The 20221-nt window shown below is 45.9% G+C and carries 17 protein-coding genes; 14 read left to right on the top strand and 3 right to left on the bottom strand.

Translation table 11 applies throughout. From position 1 onward, the window contains the following. Positions 1–42 precede the first annotated feature (42 nt). From phoR to AC5YBX_RS12090, 3 genes are all read left to right on the top strand, one after another. Positions 43–1350 (top strand): phosphate regulon sensor histidine kinase PhoR, encoded by a 1308-nt coding sequence (gene phoR, locus AC5YBX_RS12100; RefSeq protein WP_494523755.1) that lies wholly within the window; start codon positions 43–45, stop codon positions 1348–1350. 288 nt (positions 1351–1638) lie between these two features. Next, the gene (locus AC5YBX_RS12095) at positions 1639–2610 is read left to right on the top strand and encodes a PstS family phosphate ABC transporter substrate-binding protein (protein WP_494521284.1); all 972 of its coding nucleotides are present in this window, start codon (positions 1639–1641) and stop codon (positions 2608–2610) included. A 566-nt stretch (positions 2611–3176) separates the two neighbouring features. After that, complete coding sequence (locus AC5YBX_RS12090) at positions 3177–4961, top strand: M1 family metallopeptidase (protein WP_494523754.1); 1785 nt, start codon at positions 3177–3179, stop codon at positions 4959–4961. 846 nt (positions 4962–5807) lie between these two features. Here the strand turns inward: AC5YBX_RS12090 and AC5YBX_RS12085 are convergent. Together AC5YBX_RS12085 and AC5YBX_RS12080 are read right to left on the bottom strand one after the other, a co-directional pair. After that, a complete protein-coding gene (locus AC5YBX_RS12085) occupies positions 5808–6296 on the bottom strand; it encodes a glutathione peroxidase (protein WP_494521286.1) in 489 nt (162 codons plus the stop codon). Between the two features lie 259 nt (positions 6297–6555). After that, positions 6556–7959, bottom strand: coding sequence for an RsmB/NOP family class I SAM-dependent RNA methyltransferase (locus AC5YBX_RS12080; RefSeq protein ID WP_494523753.1), 1404 nt, complete (start codon positions 7957–7959; stop codon positions 6556–6558). 694 nt (positions 7960–8653) lie between these two features. Between AC5YBX_RS12080 and betI the strand changes: the two genes are divergently transcribed. From betI to AC5YBX_RS12025, 11 genes are all read left to right on the top strand, one after another. Continuing rightward, entirely contained in the window at positions 8654–9259 is a 606-nt protein-coding gene (gene betI / locus AC5YBX_RS12075; RefSeq protein ID WP_475514451.1) for a transcriptional regulator BetI, read from the top strand. After that, on the top strand, positions 9250–10713 hold the full coding sequence (gene betB, locus AC5YBX_RS12070; RefSeq protein ID WP_494523752.1) for a betaine-aldehyde dehydrogenase: 1464 nt from the start codon (positions 9250–9252) through the stop codon (positions 10711–10713). Before betI ends, betB begins: the two co-directional genes overlap by 10 nt. A 9-nt stretch (positions 10714–10722) precedes the next feature. Continuing rightward, positions 10723–12420 (top strand): choline dehydrogenase, encoded by a 1698-nt coding sequence (betA, locus tag AC5YBX_RS12065; protein WP_494523751.1) that lies wholly within the window; start codon positions 10723–10725, stop codon positions 12418–12420. Positions 12421–12645: 225 nt separating this feature from the next. Beyond that, on the top strand, positions 12646–13863 hold the full coding sequence (locus AC5YBX_RS12060) for a BCCT family transporter (protein ID WP_494523750.1): 1218 nt from the start codon (positions 12646–12648) through the stop codon (positions 13861–13863). A 57-nt stretch (positions 13864–13920) separates the two neighbouring features. Beyond that, complete coding sequence (locus tag AC5YBX_RS12055; RefSeq protein ID WP_494523749.1) at positions 13921–14652, top strand: TorF family putative porin; 732 nt, start codon at positions 13921–13923, stop codon at positions 14650–14652. A 274-nt stretch (positions 14653–14926) separates the two neighbouring features. Beyond that, the gene (locus AC5YBX_RS12050; protein ID WP_475514445.1) at positions 14927–15403 is read left to right on the top strand and encodes a MarR family winged helix-turn-helix transcriptional regulator; all 477 of its coding nucleotides are present in this window, start codon (positions 14927–14929) and stop codon (positions 15401–15403) included. Between the two features lie 407 nt (positions 15404–15810). Continuing rightward, positions 15811–16665, top strand: coding sequence for a patatin-like phospholipase family protein (locus tag AC5YBX_RS12045; protein WP_494524820.1), 855 nt, complete (start codon positions 15811–15813; stop codon positions 16663–16665). 135 nt (positions 16666–16800) lie between these two features. After that, entirely contained in the window at positions 16801–17202 is a 402-nt protein-coding gene (locus AC5YBX_RS12040; RefSeq protein ID WP_494523748.1) for a carboxymuconolactone decarboxylase family protein, read from the top strand. Positions 17203–17465: 263 nt separating this feature from the next. Further along, complete coding sequence (locus tag AC5YBX_RS12035; protein WP_475514443.1) at positions 17466–17888, top strand: VOC family protein; 423 nt, start codon at positions 17466–17468, stop codon at positions 17886–17888. 89 nt (positions 17889–17977) lie between these two features. Then, positions 17978–18373, top strand: a complete 396-nt coding sequence (locus tag AC5YBX_RS12030; RefSeq protein ID WP_494523747.1) for a DUF3465 domain-containing protein — start codon at positions 17978–17980, stop codon at positions 18371–18373. A 95-nt stretch (positions 18374–18468) separates the two neighbouring features. Beyond that, positions 18469–19269: a PhzF family phenazine biosynthesis protein gene (locus tag AC5YBX_RS12025; RefSeq protein ID WP_494523746.1), complete on the top strand. Its 801-nt coding sequence runs from the start codon at positions 18469–18471 to the stop codon at positions 19267–19269. Between the two features lie 543 nt (positions 19270–19812). Here the strand turns inward: AC5YBX_RS12025 and AC5YBX_RS12020 are convergent. Next, the gene (locus tag AC5YBX_RS12020; RefSeq protein ID WP_494521290.1) at positions 19813–20148 is read right to left on the bottom strand and encodes a winged helix-turn-helix transcriptional regulator; all 336 of its coding nucleotides are present in this window, start codon (positions 20146–20148) and stop codon (positions 19813–19815) included. Positions 20149–20221 lie beyond the last annotated feature (73 nt).

Genomic DNA, 20221 nt, shown 5'->3' with positions numbered 1-20221 from the left:
GTATCGATTATCTTGTGCTCACTTGCGCATTAGGGTTTCGCTATGTTTAATTCATACTCTGGCTATCAATTGCTGAGTCGCTTAGCGCTGTTTTTGTTGGCTTGTCTGGTTATAGGCTTGCTGCTTGGGCAATTGTTGCCAGTGATGCTGTTCGGTTGTATCGGTTTATTGGCTTGGCATTATAAGCAGCTATCTAGGCTTAATTTTTGGCTATGGCGTGATAAACGTCTGACTCCTCCTAACGGCAGCGGAAGTTGGGAAGGGGTGTTTAATGGTATCTATCGTCTGCAAGGTAAAAACCGTAAACGGGTGGCGCAATTAGCCGATCTGCTAGCGCGTTTTCGGCAAGGGGCGGAGGCGCTGCCAGATGCAGCTGTCGTGCTTGATTCAGACAATAATATTGCTTGGTGTAATAAATTAGCCCAACGATTGTTGGGATTAGTATGGCCACAAGACAAGGGCCAGCGTATCGATAATCTGCTACGGCATCCCGACTTTTCTGGTTATCTTAAACAAGCGACTTTTGATGAGCCCTTTGAGTTTGTCGATAGTCAAAATGAATCACGCGTGTTAGAAATTCGTATTATGGATTATGGCGCTGGGCAACGCTTGCTGATCGCCCGTGATATTACCCGTATTCGTCAACTCGAAGGGATGCGCAAAGAGTTTGTCGCTAATGTGTCGCACGAATTAAAAACGCCCTTAACCGTGTTACAAGGTTATTTGGAAATGATGCAGGAGATGGCAGAGTTTAATCCTGGTCAACATAAAGCGTTAGAGCAAATGCAGCAACAGACTAATCGCATGCATTCTATGGTCGAGCAGTTACTGGTGTTATCACGTATTGAAGATGGCTCTGCGGTCAATCTCGATACCAAAGTTAATATGGCTTTGTTGATTGATATGCTCAAAGAGGAAGCACAAGCCTTAGCTAAGGGGCAGTATCAATTGAGTTTTGATTGTGATCCGACCTTGAATATTTTTGGTAATGAAGTCCAGATAAGAAGTGCCTGCTCGAATTTGCTCTCTAACGCCATTCGTTATAACGATCCCGGCGGCAGTGTACATGTGTGTTGGCAGCGAGTGCCTTTAGGGGCGCAGTTTAGTGTGACCGACTCGGGTGAGGGCATTGCGCCACAGCACCTAACACGACTCACTGAGCGATTTTATCGCGTCGACAGTGCCCGTTCTCGGCAGCGGGGCGGAACAGGGCTAGGATTGGCGATCACGAAACATGCGCTTAATCATCACCAGAGTGATTTGATGATAGAAAGTCGACTGGGTAAAGGTAGCTGCTTTAGTTTTATTATTCCCAATCACCTTATTGATACGGGTAAGCGTGCTCATTAAACCTATGGGTTAAAGGTGCTAAGTGACTTTAAATTATCTGTCTATTGCATAAATCAGTTAACCATCCCTGTTTATTCGCATCATGAAGAGAGATAGCGCCACTAAGGCGCTTTTTTGCTATTTGTGTTTTGGAATGTACAAGTTAAGGCGAGGCTGCAATAAATCACTTTTATGGTGGTCTGTCATCTCAGTGTCATATCTTCGTCATACACTTGTCATTGTTGCGATAGATACTGACTGCAACTTAAATAAAACGAGTAAGCAAGTCGCTTAACACTGGAGCAAAGAATGAAACTTAAACAGCTTGTTGGTGCGGTAAGTTTGACAGCCGCTAGCGTTTTCTCTGTCACTTCTATGGCAGCTATCGATCCGTCACTGCCCACTTATGAAAAAAGCAGTGGAGTCTCGGGTAACCTTTCATCTGTTGGCTCAGATACCTTAGCGAATATGATGACCCTGTGGGCCGAAGAGTACAAAGAGATGTACCCTAACGTTAACATTCAAATTCAGGCGGCGGGCTCTTCTACTGCGCCGCCAGCATTGACTGAAGGCACTTCACAGTTTGGCCCAATGAGCCGCAAAATGAAGCCCAATGAAGTCGAAGCATTTGAGAAACATTATGGCTATAAGCCAACGGAGATCCGTGTCGCCATTGATGCGCTGGCTGTTTTTGTTCATAAGGATAACCCTATTAAGGGGCTGAGTATCGAGCAGATCGACGGTATCTTCTCGGCTACCCATAAGTGCGGCGGTAATGATGTGCAGCGTTGGGCTGATGTGGGGCTTGGGGGCGATTGGGCAGCGAAAGATGTGCAGCTTTACGGTCGTAACTCGGTTTCTGGAACCTACGGTTACTTTAAGAAAAAAGCACTCTGTAAAGGCGACTTTAAAGCCAACGTGAACGAACAACCTGGTTCGGCGTCGGTAGTGCAATCTGTCTCGCAGTCATTAAATGCCATTGGTTATTCTGGTATTGGTTATAAGACTGCTGGGGTGAAAGCCGTGGCTATCGCCAAGAAAGGCGATGATTACATCGAAGCAACCGCTGCCAATGCAGCAGACGGCAGTTATCCACTATCACGTTACTTATACGTTTATGTGAATAAGCATCCCAATAAAGACTTAGCGCCATTAGAGCGTGAATTCCTACGCTTTATTTTGTCTAAGCAAGGGCAGAAAACAGTAGAGAAAGACGGTTATGTACCACTACCGCTGACTGTGACAGCCAAAGATTTAGCAAAAGCCGGTATCCGCCTATAACGGACATAGTGTAGAGTGACACCCCATCAAAAAGGCCTCAATAATGAGGCCTTTTTGTTTTTTTGTACTATCAGGTATGAGCCATCAGTTATGAACCCATTTGATAGGCGAGGCGCTTTACCCATGTTATTTCGGTGGCTAACAATACGATAACAGGGGATGCCATATTGGTGAGCAAAAAAAAGCGACCTAAAGTAGGTCGCTACAAATGCCAGTTGGGATTTGGTTGATAGCCGCGCTAGAGGCTATCGAAAAAGGGAGATGATGAACCATGAAAACCTTACTAACCAATTAATTACCCGTTAGGGACTCTGTATTCGTTAATATCAATTCTGTTCATATAATCAGAGTCTACTTTACTATTTTAGTTCCGATTTTTTGTGATTATTTTTTGGGGTTGATTTTTAAGGTCCGAATTTAGCCGAGAGCCAATCTTTGTAAACGGTGAACTTAGCGGCGAATGCTGCTGCATAGGATAGTGGTTTGCTTAATCTCAATGACAAGCGGTTAGTCGATGATTACACTAAGCGCTATTGACGTTAGGGCAACAATAATAAGGATAAAATGTGGCTAAGCAATGGGATAATCAGCAAGACCATCACTCTTTTGCGAATGTTGAACAGATCCGCGTATTGCATCTAAGCTTGGTGGTTGCGGTCGATTTTGAGCGGCATAGGCTCGCTGGCAGTGCTAAGTTAACGCTGAATTATCTTGATGAGCAGTGCCGCCATTTGTATCTGGACTGCCGCGATCTCGTGATCCACTCGGTGCGAGATGACAAAGACAATCGGCTCGACTTTCATTTTGATAAGCACGATCTTATCCGCGGGCAGCGACTGCATATTCAGCTGCGTGCTAATTCAGCGAACATCACTATTGATTATCACACTAGCGCCAATGCGCAGGGGCTGCAGTGGCTAACTCCCGAACAAACCAGCGGCAAGCAGTTACCGTTTCTATTTAGTCAGTCGCAACCCATTAATGCCCGCAGTTGGATCCCGTTGCAAGACACCCCTAAAGCCAGAATCACCTTTGATGCCAAAGTGAATGTGCCTGCTGGTATGCGCGCTGTGATGAGTGCCATGAACGATGCAAGCGCGCCGCTTAATGGCCAGTTTTTATTTGAAATGGAAAAGCCCATTCCGACTCATCTGCTGGCGATTGCCGTTGGCGATTTACAATTTGGCAGCCTAGGCCCGCGTAGTGGCGTTTATGCCGAGCCTGAGGTGCTTGGTTCGGCGGTGAGTGAATTTGAAGATACAGAGCAGATGATCAATACCGCAGAGTCGCTGCTGGGCCCCTACCCATGGGGGCGTTACGACATGATAGTCTTACCGCCTAGTTTTCCCTTTGGTGGTATGGAAAATCCGCGCTTGGCCTTTATGACCCCCACCTTAATTGCAGGTGATAAAAGCCTAGTGTCCACCGTTGCCCATGAACTGGCACATTCATGGACCGGCAACTTAGTCAGCAATGCAACTTGGCGCGATCTTTGGCTTAATGAAGGATTTACCACCTATTTTACCCATCGAATTGTTGAAGCGGTTTATGGCAAAGAGCAAGCGCAGCTCGAATTAGTCTTAGAGTATGGTCGCCTAGCGCAAGAACTCGCCTCCATGCCGACAACGGCGCAAACCTTGCCAGCTAATGTGCAAGCAGGCGATCCAAATGAGGCTTTTAACCGTTTTACCTACGATAAAGCATCGATGTTTGTGCATGACTTAGAAAAACGCTTAGGCAGAGAGGCGTTCGATGCATTCTTAAACGCCTATGTGAGCCATTTTGCCTTTGAGGCGATCACCACAGAGCAGTTTATCGATTATGCGCAGCAGACATTACTGCAACAACATGGTGATGTACTGAGTGAGGCTGAGTTGCTGGAATGGATCTACGGCACAGGCATGCCGTCATGGTTTACGCCGCCTTATTCAAATAGTTTAGATAAAGTCGATGCGCTTCTGATGAGCTGGCGAGCCGGTGGTGATATTACTCCCGCGCAAACCGCAGATTGGCGCGTGCATCATTGGCAATATTTTATTAATAGCTTGCCGGAACAATTAAGCCATCAACAGCTGCAACAGCTAGATAGTGCTTTTGATTTTAGTCATTCGACTAACGCTGAAATTGCCTGTGATTGGTATCGGGTGGCCATTCGTAATCATTATGATGTCGTGCTGCCCTTGGTGGAGACGTTCTTACTAAATATTGGCCGAGCTAAGTTTGTGCGGCCCTTATATGCCGAGCTTTTGTTGGCAGGCTATGAGCAACCCTTAATGGCGATTTATCAACAGGCGCGAGTAAGGTATCACCCGTCATTAGTTGCGCAACTTGATAAGCAATTGGGCGTGTAACAGCTTGCCAATCAATAGGTAAAAAAAATGGCAACCTAATAGGTTGCCATAAACGAAAGTGGTGGAGTGTGATTAACCCAAATGCGCTAGCGTGGGGTTAATGCTCCTGGGGCCCATCCGGCCACCAAAGGGAGATGATGATGAACAAATCATGATGAAAAATCTGTTACCCTTTATCAGAGTGCATGGTTGCCAGTTAGTTCCCAGCTTGAGTAAAAAAAATAATATTGCCGCTTAATATCACGCTTTATTTGTACTTTATAGAGGGGCGCAATTTAACGACTTTATGAGGTAGCTACATGATGTGCCTTACATTGTTCACGACTTATTCTATCAGCAGACTTCGCAGCGCTCGTTGTCAAAATAGCCAAAAAAAAAGGCAACCTAATAGGTTGCCATAAACAAAGTGTTGGAGTGTGATTAATCCAAATGCGCTAGCGTTGGATTAATGCTCCTGGGGCCCATCCGGCCACCAAAGGGAGATGATGATGAACAATGAAACAAAATTATGTGCCGTGCACCTAATTCAATAATCCGTTCAAGTAATCAGAGTCGTCAGCGAATAAAAAGTTCACTGAGTTTGTCAAAAAAATCATTTAATTTTGCCGCCCGATAAAAGAGGAGGGTTAATACCGACAACCGAGGGCATAAAAAAAGGCAACTCAACTGGTTGCCTGTTGATCTATTTAGATCAAGGGGACCGCGCTAGAAGTCCCAGGGAGAATGATGAACATGAATAAGCAAATCTTCGCGTTCAATTATTGGAGTGCAAGCGACACATAAAGTTCATTTCAACGTACATAAAATGAGCGTTTTTTATGGTGTCATAGGTTGACCTATTGCTATCTAGCTGGATTTATTCAGTAAAGATTTTATTTTGTCCCTCATAGATTCGGGTTTAGTCGTGGGAGCATAACGCTCAATGACCTGCCCCTCACTATCGACTAAAAATTTAGTAAAGTTCCATTTAATTGCTTCGCTGCCAAGCAAGCCTTTGGCTTGGTGTTTCAAGTAGTCATAGAGCGGATCTGTGTTGGCTCCATTGACCTCAATTTTGGCAAACAGCGGGAAATTAACCCCAAAGTTGAGCTCACAAAAATGATTAATTTCGGCTTCAGCCTCAGGTTCTTGCTGCCCAAACTGGTTGCACGGAAAACCTAATACCACAAATTTTTCTGGGCCAAAATCTTCATATAGCGCCTGTAATGCCTTGTATTGTGGTGTAAAGCCGCATTTGCTGGCGGTATTTACAATCAGCAACACCTTTCCCTTAAACTCTTGCATTGAGCGCGTGCTGCCATCGATATTGGTCAGCGAAAAATCATAAATAGACATCGTATTCTCCTTTTTTGATGAAAGGATAGCCTATCAGTAAAGTAAATTGTGCGCAATTTACATGGTGGTTTGAGTAGTAAGGTGAGTGTCATTTAGCGTTAAATGAGCATTGAATGCCTACCGCAGTGTGATAAGCGGGGGGATTTAGCAAGAGTCGATTCAAGCGATGGGTAAAGGATGAGTTTGATAAAAAAAACCTTTGCTGCAGGGCTACAGGGCCAGTAAACGGCTTTAGTGTGACTGGCCCTGTATGGCGGCGTTAACGCTTTATCATCTTCGCGACAAACATGCCGTCGCTATCGGCTTGATAGGGTAATACGGTTAACATCGATTGCTGCTCACCGGTAAATGGATGGCACAGCTGTTGTAATTTAAAGTTAGGGTTGCTGGCGAGGAACGCCTCAACCACAGCTTCATTTTCGGTGGGGCTAATGGAGCAGGTGGCGTACACTAGTACTCCGCCAGTGCGCACCGCCTTGGCTGAGCGCTGTAAAATATCTAACTGTAAAGCGGGTTTGTCGCTAATGGCGCTTGTATCATCGAGCCAGCGCATATCGGGGTTGCGTCGCCAAGTTCCAGTGCAACTGCAGGGGGCATCCACCAATACACCATCGAACTGATCGCTTGCGACAGGCAATGCATCGGTTTTCCATGGCGATACACTGATCTGGCTAAAATGGGCCCGTTTTGCGCGTTTAGCCAGTTCTTCTAATGGCTTACGGCGAATATCTGACGCAATGATACTGCCTTTACTGTGGCTGTCTTGCTGTAACATTAAAGAGCGTAGTTGCAGCGTTTTACCGCCGGCGCCACTGCAGGCGTCCCACCAGTTATCATCGGGGCGCGGCGCGCAGATATGCCCAATCACTTGCGAGCCTAAGTCTTGGATCTCCAGTTGTCCCTCATTGTAGAGCTTAAGGCTATTTAGGTTGATGCTCTTATGGCCAAGGTTGATGGCATCACCGAAGTAGTCACTCATTTTGGCTTCGATACCGCTAGTATTTAGTGAGGAGAGTGCATCTTCACTATTAATACCTTGCAGGCGGCCCCAAATGGGGGGGCGAGAGCAGAGCGCTTCAATCAAGGCATATTGCTCATCAGCACTGCTTGTTGGGTAGTGTTGCCAATACCAAGTTGGGACTAATTGAGTGAAAGCAAACTCATGCTGTGGAAAGCACGTTTGCAGCAGTTGTTGCTTGGCCGCTAGGCGGGAGAGATCGCCAGCATCGTTAAGGGGCGCGAGTGCAGGGTGCGCCGCAAAGGTTTGCCAAGCATCGCTAAATTCCTGCCAAGGGTGGCCTTCAATTTTGGCGGTTAATGCTAAAGAGGCAAACCAAGCTTTAGGCGCTGTGCAAAGAGTTGCCAGTTGACTTAACCAACCATGCCAACGAAAGAGTCCAAATAGGCTCTCGCGGATCACGCGTCTATCTTTAGAGCCATGCTTCTTATTGATACGAAAATATTCAGCCACAATACGATCGGCAGGTTGCTTGCTCTGCATCACTTGTTCAAAGAGCTGGTGGATTGTGATGCTGTAGCTCAGGGCGCGTTTTTGTGCCGATGTATCGGCATTGATACCATGATGCAACCCTAAAGTTGGGGAAGTATCGGTTGCCTTTTGAGCTTGAGAAGAGGTTAACGAAGAAGGTGTAGTATCGGCCATGAATATTTGCCCAGCGCTGATAGGTGTTAAGAGCGGCAAGTTTAACAGAAGTGGCCGATTTTGGTATCTCTTGGCTAGAGATTGACACACTTTAACTGCTTTTATAGCAGCGGTTCTCGAGTGATCCAAAAGCGTGCCTTGATGATAATCGTGCTTAAATAAGGTGGCTCTCTAGCGCTACTTGATTGCTATAAGGCATGGTTTGTTATCAGTACTCACACACTTACTTGTGTGAGTTTGTAGAGGGCAAGTAGCCGTTGTTGCTGTTAATAGTAAGCGGCCTAAGTCATGGGCGGATTACCCTCACGCTCGCATTTGAGTGGTCTATCGGAGCACTTTGAACAGCGAATGGATTATAACTTAGTTAATGGTAATGGGTTATCGCTCAGATAACAGTTACGGTTGAAACTAAGTTTTCCGTTAATGTTAAACCTTAGAAGTTGCAACTATGACTGATTTTTAATGGGTTTTTATTAAATTATTTTACGTCTATTAAATTTTAATTTCCCTCTCTAAATTTATCAATATAAAACAAGGTATTACAGACTCACCTCTACCTATCATACTTGGCGTTAAATTCTGTGATTGATGTCGCAAATATTAAGTTGCTGTTGATAGTTACATCTCTAACTATTATGATTGCGTTGATTGAACGTTCAATTAACTAATTTTTAACGCGGAGATATCAGCTTTTATGCCTAGACCAGCGATGAAAACAGTGAGACAGCAGCAGCTAATTGACGCCACATTAATCTCTGTTGAGCGTTACGGTTTACACCACACCACCATCAACACCATTAGTGGTTTAGCAGGTATGTCGTCTGGGATCATCAGCCACTATTTTGGCGGCAAACAAGGGTTGATAGAAGCCACACTTAAATATTTGCTCGACGAACTTAAACAGGCGTTATTAAGCCGCACAGCGGGGAAAATGCTGACGCCCATTGAGCGGTTGTCCATGATTGTCGAAGCCAATTTCACCGAATTACAACGTTCAAATGCTGCCACCAAAACCTGGTTGAGCTTCTGGTCCCAAGCGATGCACGATCCGGGATTAGCAAGGCTTCAACACATCAACTGCCAACGCTTGTATAGCAACCTTCTGTTTTCTTTTAAGCCCCTTATGGGCAAGTCGGCAGCTATTGCCGCAGCCAAACAGACCGCAGCAATGATCGATGGGTTTTGGTTACGCAGTGCCTTAAGTGCGTCGCCTGAACAAGAGTTCGAGCAGGCGCAATATTTATGCAAAGCCTTTATCGAGGCGGCGATCGTGCAGCACGGAGAAAATAGATGTCACTAGTTGTTTATCAAAATTATGTTCATGGTCAGCCCCTGTCCAATGGAACCGGTGAAACCTTTGAGGTGATCAACCCTGCCACAGGTGAAGTCAGTTATCTGGTTGAAGTGGCTAATGAACAGGTCCAACGCGCAGCCATTGAAAGTGCTAAAACTGGTTTCCAGCAATGGTCATCGATGACCGCCATGGAGCGTAGTCGTATTTTATTAAAAGCCGTGGCCTTGCTGCGCGAACACAATGATCAACTCGCAGTAATAGAAGTTGAAGATACTGGTAAACCTTGGCAAGAAGCTTCCGTGGTCGATGTAGTCACTGGCGCCGATGCCATTGAGTTTTTTGCAGGCCTTGCCCCGAGTATTGAAGGTAATCAACAATCCATTGGCGATGATTTTTACTATACCCGCCGCGAACCATTAGGGATCTGCGCGGGAATTGGCGCTTGGAACTACCCACTGCAAATCGCCTGTTGGAAAGCTGCGCCTGCGCTAGCGTGTGGCAATGTGATGGTGTTTAAACCGTCAGAAGAAACCCCACGCGGCGCCCTTAAGCTAGCTGAAATCTTCACACAAGCCGGTGTACCCGATGGAGTATTTAATGTGGTGCAGGGCGATGGTCGAATCGGCGCTTGGTTAACCCATGATCGCGATATTGCTAAAGTCTCTTTTACCGGTGAAGTGGGCACTGGCACTAAGGTGATGGCGGCGGCTGCTAGCACGCTAAAAGAGGTCACCATGGAGCTTGGTGGTAAATCGCCGTTGATCATTTTTGATGATGCGGATGTCGGTAATGCCGTATCGGCAGCTATGCTGGCGAATTTTTACACTCAAGGTGAGATCTGCACCAATGGCACTCGGGTGTTTGTACAGCAAGGGATTTATCCTCAATTTATCGAAAAACTGCTCGAGCGTACTCAGCATAATATTGTTTGTGGCGATCCTATGGATGAGGCGACTAACTTTGGCGCGCTGATCTCTAAAGCCCATCAACAGAAAGTGCTTGACTATATTGCCCTAGGCCAAGCAGAAGGCGCGACGCTATTAACCGGTGGTCATGCCCTTAAGCCCGACAATGCCCCTAACGGTTACTTTGTGGCTCCGACCATTTTTACCGATTGCCGTGATGAGATGACCATAGTTAAAGAGGAGATCTTTGGCCCTGTGATGTCGGTATTAACCTTCGATGATGAGCAAGAAGTCGTGTCGCGTGCTAACGATACCCACCTAGGATTAGCCGCTGGCGTATTTACCCAAGATATTACTCGTGCCCATCGTGTTATCCATCAGATGCAAGCCGGTATTTGCTGGATAAATGCTTATGGCGCCTCACCATCAGAAATGCCAGTGGGTGGCTATAAGATGTCAGGCATCGGCCGCGAAAATGGCAGTGAAACCTTAAAGGCCTATACCCAAATCAAGGCGGTATATGTAGGAATGCAACCACTTGAGAGCCCATTTTAAGGAGTCCCCATGAGTCAGATTAATCCTAAAGTAGAATACGATTTTATTATTGTGGGCGCAGGCAGTGCAGGTTGTGTATTGGCTAATCGTCTATCGGCCGACCCCGCTAACAAGGTGTTGTTATTAGAAACAGGCGGTAGCGATAAAAGCATTTTTATTCAGATGCCTACCGCTTTATCTATTCCAATGAATACCAAGAAGTACGCATGGCAGTTTGAAACAGAAGCCGAGCCTTATCTAGACAATCGCCGTATGCATTGCCCACGCGGCAAGGTACTGGGTGGTTCATCGTCAATTAACGGCATGGTGTATGTGCGAGGCCATGCCCGTGACTTTGATGAATGGCAGCAAGAGGGAGCCAAAGGGTGGGATTATGCCCATTGTTTGCCTTACTTTAAAAAAGCTGAAACCTGGGCTTTTGGTGGCGATGAGTACCGCGGTGACAGCGGCCTACTTGGGGTAAACAACGGCAACGAGATGAAAAACCCTCTCTATCAAGCCTTTGTTGATGCGGGTGTTGATGCCGGTTACTTATCGACCGCAGATTACAACGGCGCGCAGCAAGAGGGTTTTGGCCCGATGCACATGACGGTTAAAAATGGGGTACGTTGGTCAACAGCTAATGCCTATTTGCGACCAGCAATGCAGCGCAGTAACTTAACCGTGATCACCCATGCATTAGTACATAAAGTGCTGTTTGAAGGTAAGCGCGCCGTGGGCGTGCGTTACGAGCGTAAAGGCAAGACTCATGATGTGATTTGTAATCGGGAGGTTGTGCTATCGGCAGGTTCAATTGGTTCGCCGCATATTTTGCAATTATCTGGCATTGGCGCCGCGCAGACGCTCAAGCAAGCGGGTATTGCTCAGGTGCATGAACTGCCGGGCGTGGGGCAAAACCTACAAGATCATTTAGAGTTTTACTTTCAGTTTAAGTGCCTCAAGCCAGTCTCATTGAACGGTAAATTAGATCCGCTCAATAAGCTGTTTATTGGGACGCGCTGGATCTTGAATAAGTCAGGCCTGGGTGCGACTAACCATTTTGAATCTTGCGGCTTTATTCGCTCTAAAGCGGGACTGGAATGGCCCGACTTGCAATACCATTTCTTACCTGCAGCGATGCGTTATGACGGTAAAGAAGCGTTTGCCGGAGACGGTTTTCAGGTGCACATTGGCCATAATAAACCTAAGAGTCGCGGTGCGGTCACTGTGGTATCAGATGATCCTAAGGTGGCGCCGAGCATTCAGTTTAACTACCTGTCACACCCAGATGATATTGAAGGCTTTCGCGCCTGCGTGCGCTTAACTCGAGAGATCATTAATCAGCCTGCCTTAGATGAATATCGCGGCGAAGAGATCCAACCGGGCATGCATATTCAAAGTGACGATCAGATAGACAGCTTTGTGCGTAGCGCGGTGGAAAGTGCCTATCATCCGTCATGTACTTGTAAGATGGGTGAAGATGCCATGGCGGTTGTCGACAGTGACACCAAGGTGCATGGCGTGTCGGGATTAAGGGTGGTCGATTCATCGATTTTCCCCACAATCCCTAACGGTAACTTGAACTCACCGACGATCATGGTAGCCGAGCGCGCTGCCGATATTATCTTAGGCAAACAGACGCTTGCTCCCATCGATGCCAAGGTGGTATTGGCACCGGGCTGGCAAGATCAACAGCGCCAACGTGCGCCCAAAAGACAGAGTGCTTAACTAAGCACTTTCTAGGTTCACGGCCTACCTAAGTCAATTGACTGAAAGGCCCTGATTGTCAGGTTTAATTTTTAAGTGTTTGTATCAGGGATTTCATATCGTTAGCGCGATATTTAACGCCTGAGGGATAGTTGCAGCCTTTAGAAATTAATCCTTGGCGTTATATAAAACTAAAAAATGAGATAACTCTATGTTTTATCTAATATTGAAGGCAAGGAAATAGCAATGACGACATGGTTAACAATTGGCATTTTATTTACCTTTGCGGCCATCGCTTTGGTGATATACCGCTGGGGAAACATTAAGTGTGTTGGCGTTACGCCAGTGCGGACTTTTACTTTTATTGCGATTTTATTTACCTCTGGTTTGGATGTGGGCTTGATCATGTTCCCGCTGACCGAGTTTACCGGTTATGCCGATCTGGCCGCTAACCCTGAATATGGCTTTACCAATCCGCTGGCGATTGAGTTTGGCTTTTGGGCATTCCTTATCTGGGCATTTTACTTTTTAACTTGCTTCTATTTCTGTGTGATTGAGCCAAGGGTTAAATTCTTTGAGATCCCAGTGATCAAGTTTATTAATAATTTAGTGATTATTGGCACCTGTGCCTTTACCGCCTATTTATTACTAACCAACTTACCTTGGTATTTACCAGGGCTGGGTGATGGTGAAACCATAGTGAGTAGTTTCTACCTGATTGTGTTTGTAGTGATTGCCGCCGCTGTCTATTCGAGTACCAGCATCCGCTACGTTCGCACCCTTAGTCTTGCCAGCACCTGGATGTTTTTAGGGCTAATTGCACTGATGTGGGTGGGGGCCTTTATGTCGCCAGAGTCAGGTGTTGGCGAATTTGTCACTACCTTTGCGCTGCTTGGCGATTACTTTGGTAACTTGCACCATTTTGTGTTGCCGTTAAACGACTACCATGAATTCTACCTATTTTGGTGGTTTGCCTGGAGCATTATGATTGGTCAGTTTACCTCACGCTTTGTGGGGGGGATGAAAACCTATCAAGTGTTAATCGCCATGATGGTGTTTCCGTCTATCCCCATCGCTATTTGGTTTAGCGTGCTTTATTACTACAGCGCTAATGCCATTGCGACGGCAGGCTTTTACAATCTCGCCATGGTTGCGGTTGGCATCACCTTTGTTATCAACTCATTAGACTCACTAATCCGACTCTACACCGACAACCTTAACCTTACCGTACAGCGTTTGGGTAAGGCGCAATACATCATAGGTAATCTGGTATTGATGTGTGGGTTGACCTTACTGTTTAGCCTAGACTTCTTACAAATTCAGTGGGTTGGTGCGCTAGCCATCGCGCTTATCTTAGGTTGCTTTACTTATATATTGATGACCCATTATCAGAAAGTGGCCGAAATCGAGCGTTCACCGAAAGAGAACAAGATTGATTTTACTAAGATTGAACTTGCCAGTTAATCACTGGGTAAATCGTAACGTTAAACGATAAAAATAATAGGAAAAATGATGAACACCATGATAAAAAATAGAGTAAATCGTCCCATTAATACCGCCATCAAAAATATGGCTATTTTGGGGTTACTGGCTTTGCCTACATCGGCCTTTGCTGGGTTAAGTTCTACCGTTAATCTGGCCTCTGATTATACTTTTAACGGTGTTAGTCAGACCGACAATGGCCCAGCACTGCAAGCCAGCTTAGATTACGATGTCGACAGTGGTTGGTACGTGGGCGCGTGGGCATCAAATGTCGATTTTGGGGCCGGTGACGACACCTGGCTAGAGCTGGATTTTTACGGCGGTAAGTATATACAGTTAATCGAGCGAGTGTCACTCGATGCGGGTATTGCTTACTATACTTACCATGGCGACTCTTTCTCTGACGATTACCAATATCCGGAAGCTTACACTAAGTTTGGTTACGGCTCATCACTTGGACAAACTGAGTTAAATTTTTGGTATTCTTGGGATTATTTCGGTCTCGATGCTGGGCATTACATCATGATGGCCGCGCATACCTTTAGCATTGCCGAAGGTCACGATATTCGAGTCAGTCTTGACCGCTCAACGTCACTCGATGAAGACAAATATTTATGGAACGGCAAAGATGCGTATAATCATTATCGCGTCGAATACATGACCAGCTGGAAAGGCTTTGATTTTAACCTCGCCGCTGAAGATACCAGCATGGATACCGACACGAGTGATACCCGCGCGATATTGTCGGTTTCACGTACCTTTGCGTTTTAATCTATAGGGTATGTTTGCTGTGCTAAAGGCGACATTGATAGTTTTCGCTCGGCTAACGCTAACTGAGCGAATAAAAAGTATAGCCAATAAACGGCGGGGGCTAACCTCAGCCTAAAAGCGCAACTGGCGCTTATCATATCGGCTATTTTAGGGCTGATGGTGGCCAGTGAGTATGAAAGCAGAGCAACTGGTTAAGTTGTTCTGCTTTTTTTGACTGTGGCGCATGAGTCTGGGCGTGATTTCTGTTATGGTGCAGCTCAAATGAGAGGGGATTATGGAAAAGTACGAACAACTATTAATTTCACTGCGCCGCGTAATAAGAGCCATCGATATACATTCTCGGCAACTCAGTAAGCAATCGGGGTTAACGGGCCCACAGTTGATGGTGATGCAGAAAATTGCCCAGCTTGAAGTGCCGCTCGCCAAGCAAATTGCTCAAGATGTGGCGCTGAGCCCTGCAACGGTTGCTACCATCATCGAGCGATTAGAAACCCGTGGCTTAGTGACTCGAACCCGCAGTGAAACCGATAAACGTAAATTGCATTTGTCGCTAACCGAATCGGGTAAAACGATTTTGGGTGCGGCGCCTAAACCGTTGCAAGAACACTTTATTAAGCGTTATCAAAATCTTGAAGAGTGGGAGCAGAGTCAACTGTTATCTGCTGTCGAGCGTATCGCCTCGATGATGGATGCCCAAGAGCTCGATGCGGCACCCGTATTGCTAGTGGGGCAGATTCAAGCCGAAGAGTGAAACCTATAATGTGACAGGCCAATGAGTGTAGGTGTTATGTCCACCTTTGGTCTGACTACTTTAACGGGGCGCTTGCTCATTGGTTGATGTTATTTCTCGCTGTTGTGCTCGCCTCGCTTAACTCGCCACCATACTGTTCGCTCTCCTATCCTCACCAGATTAAAATAACCATTTAATAACAATGCATTGCCATGAAATCTATGATGGTGGTGTTTGTTATTTTTAATTTATCTGTGTACTCTCAATGTCGATTTTATAGAAGCAAGCTATTCGGTATATTGCGATAACAGGCTTGTAGTGGCAATGCAGGTGCAGTCTAACTGGTGTTAGTCGCGCATATGATAAATGGGAGTAGGGTGCTTAATTTAAACTCGGTGAACAAGACAACATCGTCTCGCGGCCTAACAATTAGTGACACAGCCTTAGTGCTCGAGGGCGGTGGGCTGCGCGCTATCTATACCGCTGGGGTATTAGACGCCTTTCTCGCTGCCGATGTTCATTTTAAGTATTTGGTTGGGGTCTCCGCTGGGGCGATTTATCCTGCGTCTTACCTGTCGCGTCAGCACGGGCGCAACCTTAAAATTCAGCAACACTATCTTGCCGATAAGCGTTATATGGGATTGAAGTATTTTTTACGTGATGGCAATTATGTTAATACCGATTTTACCTATCGGCGTATGGCCCATGAGCTCTTACCCTATGATTTTGAAGCCTTTCAACATGCTGACGCTGAATTTAAAGTCGGCGCCTTTAATTGCCTAACGGGTGAGACCGCATTTTTTGGTAAGTGTGATTTTGCCGAGCATGACACATTTTTAGAGGTACTTATTGCCTCGAGCAGTTTGCCGTTTATCTCTTCCCCCACCCTATTAAACAACACCCCCTATTTAGACGGCGGGATTGCTGCGCCTATCCCTTTGGCGCAAGCAAGAGTTGATGGTTATCAACGTCAAGTGGTTATTTTGACCCAAGAGCCAGACTATCGAAAATCAGCCTTTAAATTAAAGTGGTTAGCACAGCGCGTTTACCGTCGTTACCCTAAAGTGGCCGCCGCGATATTAGCCCGTCATCAAGTATACAATGACGCTTTAGCTGACTTGGCCGCCGCACAAGCAGCGGGCAGTGCGCTGGTATTACAGCCACAAACGTCTTTGGGGTTATCGCGTTTAGAGCGTGATGTGTCGAAAGTCGAGGCGGTGTATCATCGCGGCGTATCAGACGGTAACGCTTTTTTGCCTCAGCTGCTCGATTTTGTCGCTTAGGTTTTTGCTGCTTAGTTTTATTCAGTTTCTGCTCTATCGGATTTAAAGCCGAATGTATTATTTTTTAATCACTTGCTGTACTCATTATCAAACAGTATTTTAAAGTATTGTTAATGAATTTTAGGAGTGCAACCGATGGACAAAGGTAAGTTTCAGCAAGGGTTAGCGGTAAGGCGAGAAGTGATGGGCGATGCATTTGTCGATAGGGCGCTAAATTCAGCCACAGATTTTACCCAGCCACTGCAAGATCTGGTGACCCGTAATGCGTGGGGAGAAGTGTGGGTGCGAGAGGGGATCTCAAAGCAAACTCGCAGCCTTATTACCATTGCCACTTTGGCAGCACTAAAGGCGCCGACAGAGCTTAAAGGCCATTTAAGAGGCGCGCTACGAAACGGCTGCACAATTGCAGAGATCCAAGAGGTGTTACTGCACTCAACCGTCTACTGTGGCATGCCATCGGGTATCGAGGCATTTCGCGCCGCCGCCGATGCCATTGAGGCTTGGCAGATCGAGTGCTCACAAACGGATATAGAGTAACTTTAGACTGTGGCCATGCTGGCTTTAAGGCGCGTTTTGCCACAAGACTCTTAACCTAAAAATGATTAGCATGGTGGCAAGCGTATAGATAAGGCTGAGCGACACAGCTTAGCCTTAGTTGTCTCAATTTAATGAATACAAACCCACAAAATGGACTCTTTAACCAGTAATCTAGATACATGGAATAAGCACACGGCTATTCATATTAACGTTAGCTGCAACGGCGGCGTTTAATCTAGCCCTATAATCAGTGAGGCGTTATTGTGAAACAAAATATTGTCCATATTGCATTAGTCGTAAAAGACTATGATGAAGCGATCGATTTTTATGTCAACAAGTTAAAGTTTGATCTGGTCGAAGATACCTACCAAGCTGAACAAGATAAACGCTGGGTGGTGGTCGCGCCGCCGGGTTCAACTGGCATGAGTCTACTGCTCGCTAAAGCATCTAAACCTGAACAAGAGGCCTTTATCGGCAATCAGGCCGGTGGACGCGTTTTTTTATTCCTTAATACCGATGATTTTTGGCGTGACTACCATCACATGGTCTCTGTTGGGGTTAACTTTATTCGAGAGCCTGCAGAGCAAGATTATGGCACCGTCGCTGTGTTTGAAGATCTCTACGGCAACCGCTGGGATCTATTGCAATTAAAGCCAGATCATCCAATGGTATCAAGAACCGCATAACGACAATGGCTCAGATGAGCCTTAAGCATTAGATTGAACTGGTTATCGCGTCTCTTGTGGATAGGCGCCAGGTTCAAGAGAGGGTGAGAATGAAGCGGATATTAACCTGTATTCTATTGAGCTTAAGCCTATTGTCCTTGCCTGTGTGGGCCAATGATGCGCTTTTACAACAGGCTTATGAATCACAACAAAGTCATATTCAGGTGCAAGGCGAGGGCACAGTGATTCGTTTGTTAGCTGATGATAATAAAGGCTCAAGACACCAACGCTTTATTTTACGTCTTGATAATCGACAGAGTATTTTAATTGCACATAATATCGATATCGCCCCCAAGATCCCTAACCTAGCTATTGGCGACTTAGTGCAATTTTATGGCGAATATGCGTGGAATAAAAAAGGCGGCGTCATTCACTGGACGCACCAAGATCCTAAAAACCGTCACCCTCATGGCTGGTTAAAGCACAAAGGGATAAAGTACCAATGAGTGAGCGTTGCTCCTGTGTGCTGTTAAACCGTTACCGGCAACGCGAACATCGCCTCATCAACCATAAGCCTACCATTATCAATTAGGAAGATGCCGTGGAAGTAAATATTTATCAAGTTGACTCGTTCACATCTGAAGTCTTTAAAGGCAATCCAGCAGGGGTATGTATTACAGAGCAGAGTCTCGATAAGAGTACTATGTTGGCCATTTCAGGTGAGATGGCGGTGTCAGAAACGGCATTTTTAGCACTTGATACGATGCAATTACGCTGGTTTACACCAGACGTTGAAGTCAACTTGTGTGGCCATGGAACCTTAGCCGTTGCGCATATACTTAAAGAACAGGGGCGCAATCATGCTGGTGACATCATTGAGTTCAATACGCTATCGGGAGTATTACAAGCAGAGCTGGATAGCGATTGTATTCATCTATCGTTTCCCGCCCCACGGTTAAATATGAGCCGTGACATGGATCCTGCGCTTATTCAGTTATTAGGGATGACCGCAGAGAGTGTTATCGATTCTGGTACTTTTGATACTAAACACTTAATCGTGCTCGATAGTGAAGATAGCGTCAAGCGGCTTTCGCCTAATTTCGGCCGTCTAGCAGAGCTTCAAGGTCGTGGTGTGCTTGTCACGGCTAAATCAGACTCCGCAGTTGATTTTATTTCCCGTTACTTTGCGCCTTGGGTGGGGGTTAATGAAGATCCTGTGACGGGATCAGCCCATTGTGCCTTGTGTCTCTATTGGTCAGAAAAGTTGCACAAATCTCGTATGCAGGGGTTTCAGGCCTCTTCGCGAGGTGGCTATGTTGATGTTGAGCTGTTGGCATCAGGTTTGATTAAACTATCAGGTCAGGCGATTACGGTACTGAAAGGACAAATGAAAATCGCATAACATAGCATTAAGCACTAAAGATGAAACACAGGCGTCCAACGCGTGACATTAGGCTAGAACTGTTGCTGCTTGCGGGCGCCGTTAGATAATGATTTTTACCATGGAAAAGAATTACGTCATTCTTAGGTGCTGAAGTGATTAAGTATCGTCGTACTGTTGAGACTCATATCTCCTCACTCTTTATTATCGAAAGTATCGCAAGATTTTGATATTCAATCGTTATTGGAGTCAAAACCATCAATTAAGTTAATCGAGATAATGGGCTAGCACGATGGGCTTAGGTGATCAATGATGTTAATTATAAAAGTCATCAAAAATAACGCCGAATAAGCGATTGGGTGGCTTAATCTAAGGCGTAGTGATTACATCTGTATTATTGATGTAACCACTAAGCCCAAGTCCCGCACCAAAGACGTCGGTGTAAGAGTGGTCAACACGACACTCAACCTGACGCTAGTTTAGTGATACAGCTAATGTTACCCCGGCGATATAAACATGCATTGAGCGATGTGATCGCCCTGTGCTGCGCACGGTTAATCTCTGTTAAAGGTCATTCTCTTCGGTCCAATCTTTGAGTTTTTCTAATATCGCTAGTGCGGTGCGGCCAAAGTCGGTGATTTCATAAGTCACAGCAATAGGACGAGTACAGATGATCTCTCTGGTCACCAGCCCTTGGGCTTCTAGTTCTTTAAGGCGTTGATCGACCATTTTTTTACTGGCGCCTGCCAGCATGCGTGACAGTTCATTAAAGCGTACTGGGCCATCTTTTAAATGCCACAAAATGGATGCCTTCCACTTTCCGCCTAAAATCCGCATGCCGCGCTCGATCAGACAAGGTTGTTCACAGCTTGGTGAATTTATTTCTTTATCTTTAGTCATTGTATTTAGTCATTGTATTTAGTCATTGTATTTAAACTATTATTTTTAATATTGTCGTTAAAATATGGGCGGT

This window comes from Shewanella sp. 492 (genome assembly GCF_059338445.1).
Note: the sequence above shows the minus strand (reverse complement) of the source record. Positions and strands in the feature narration are given on the sequence as shown.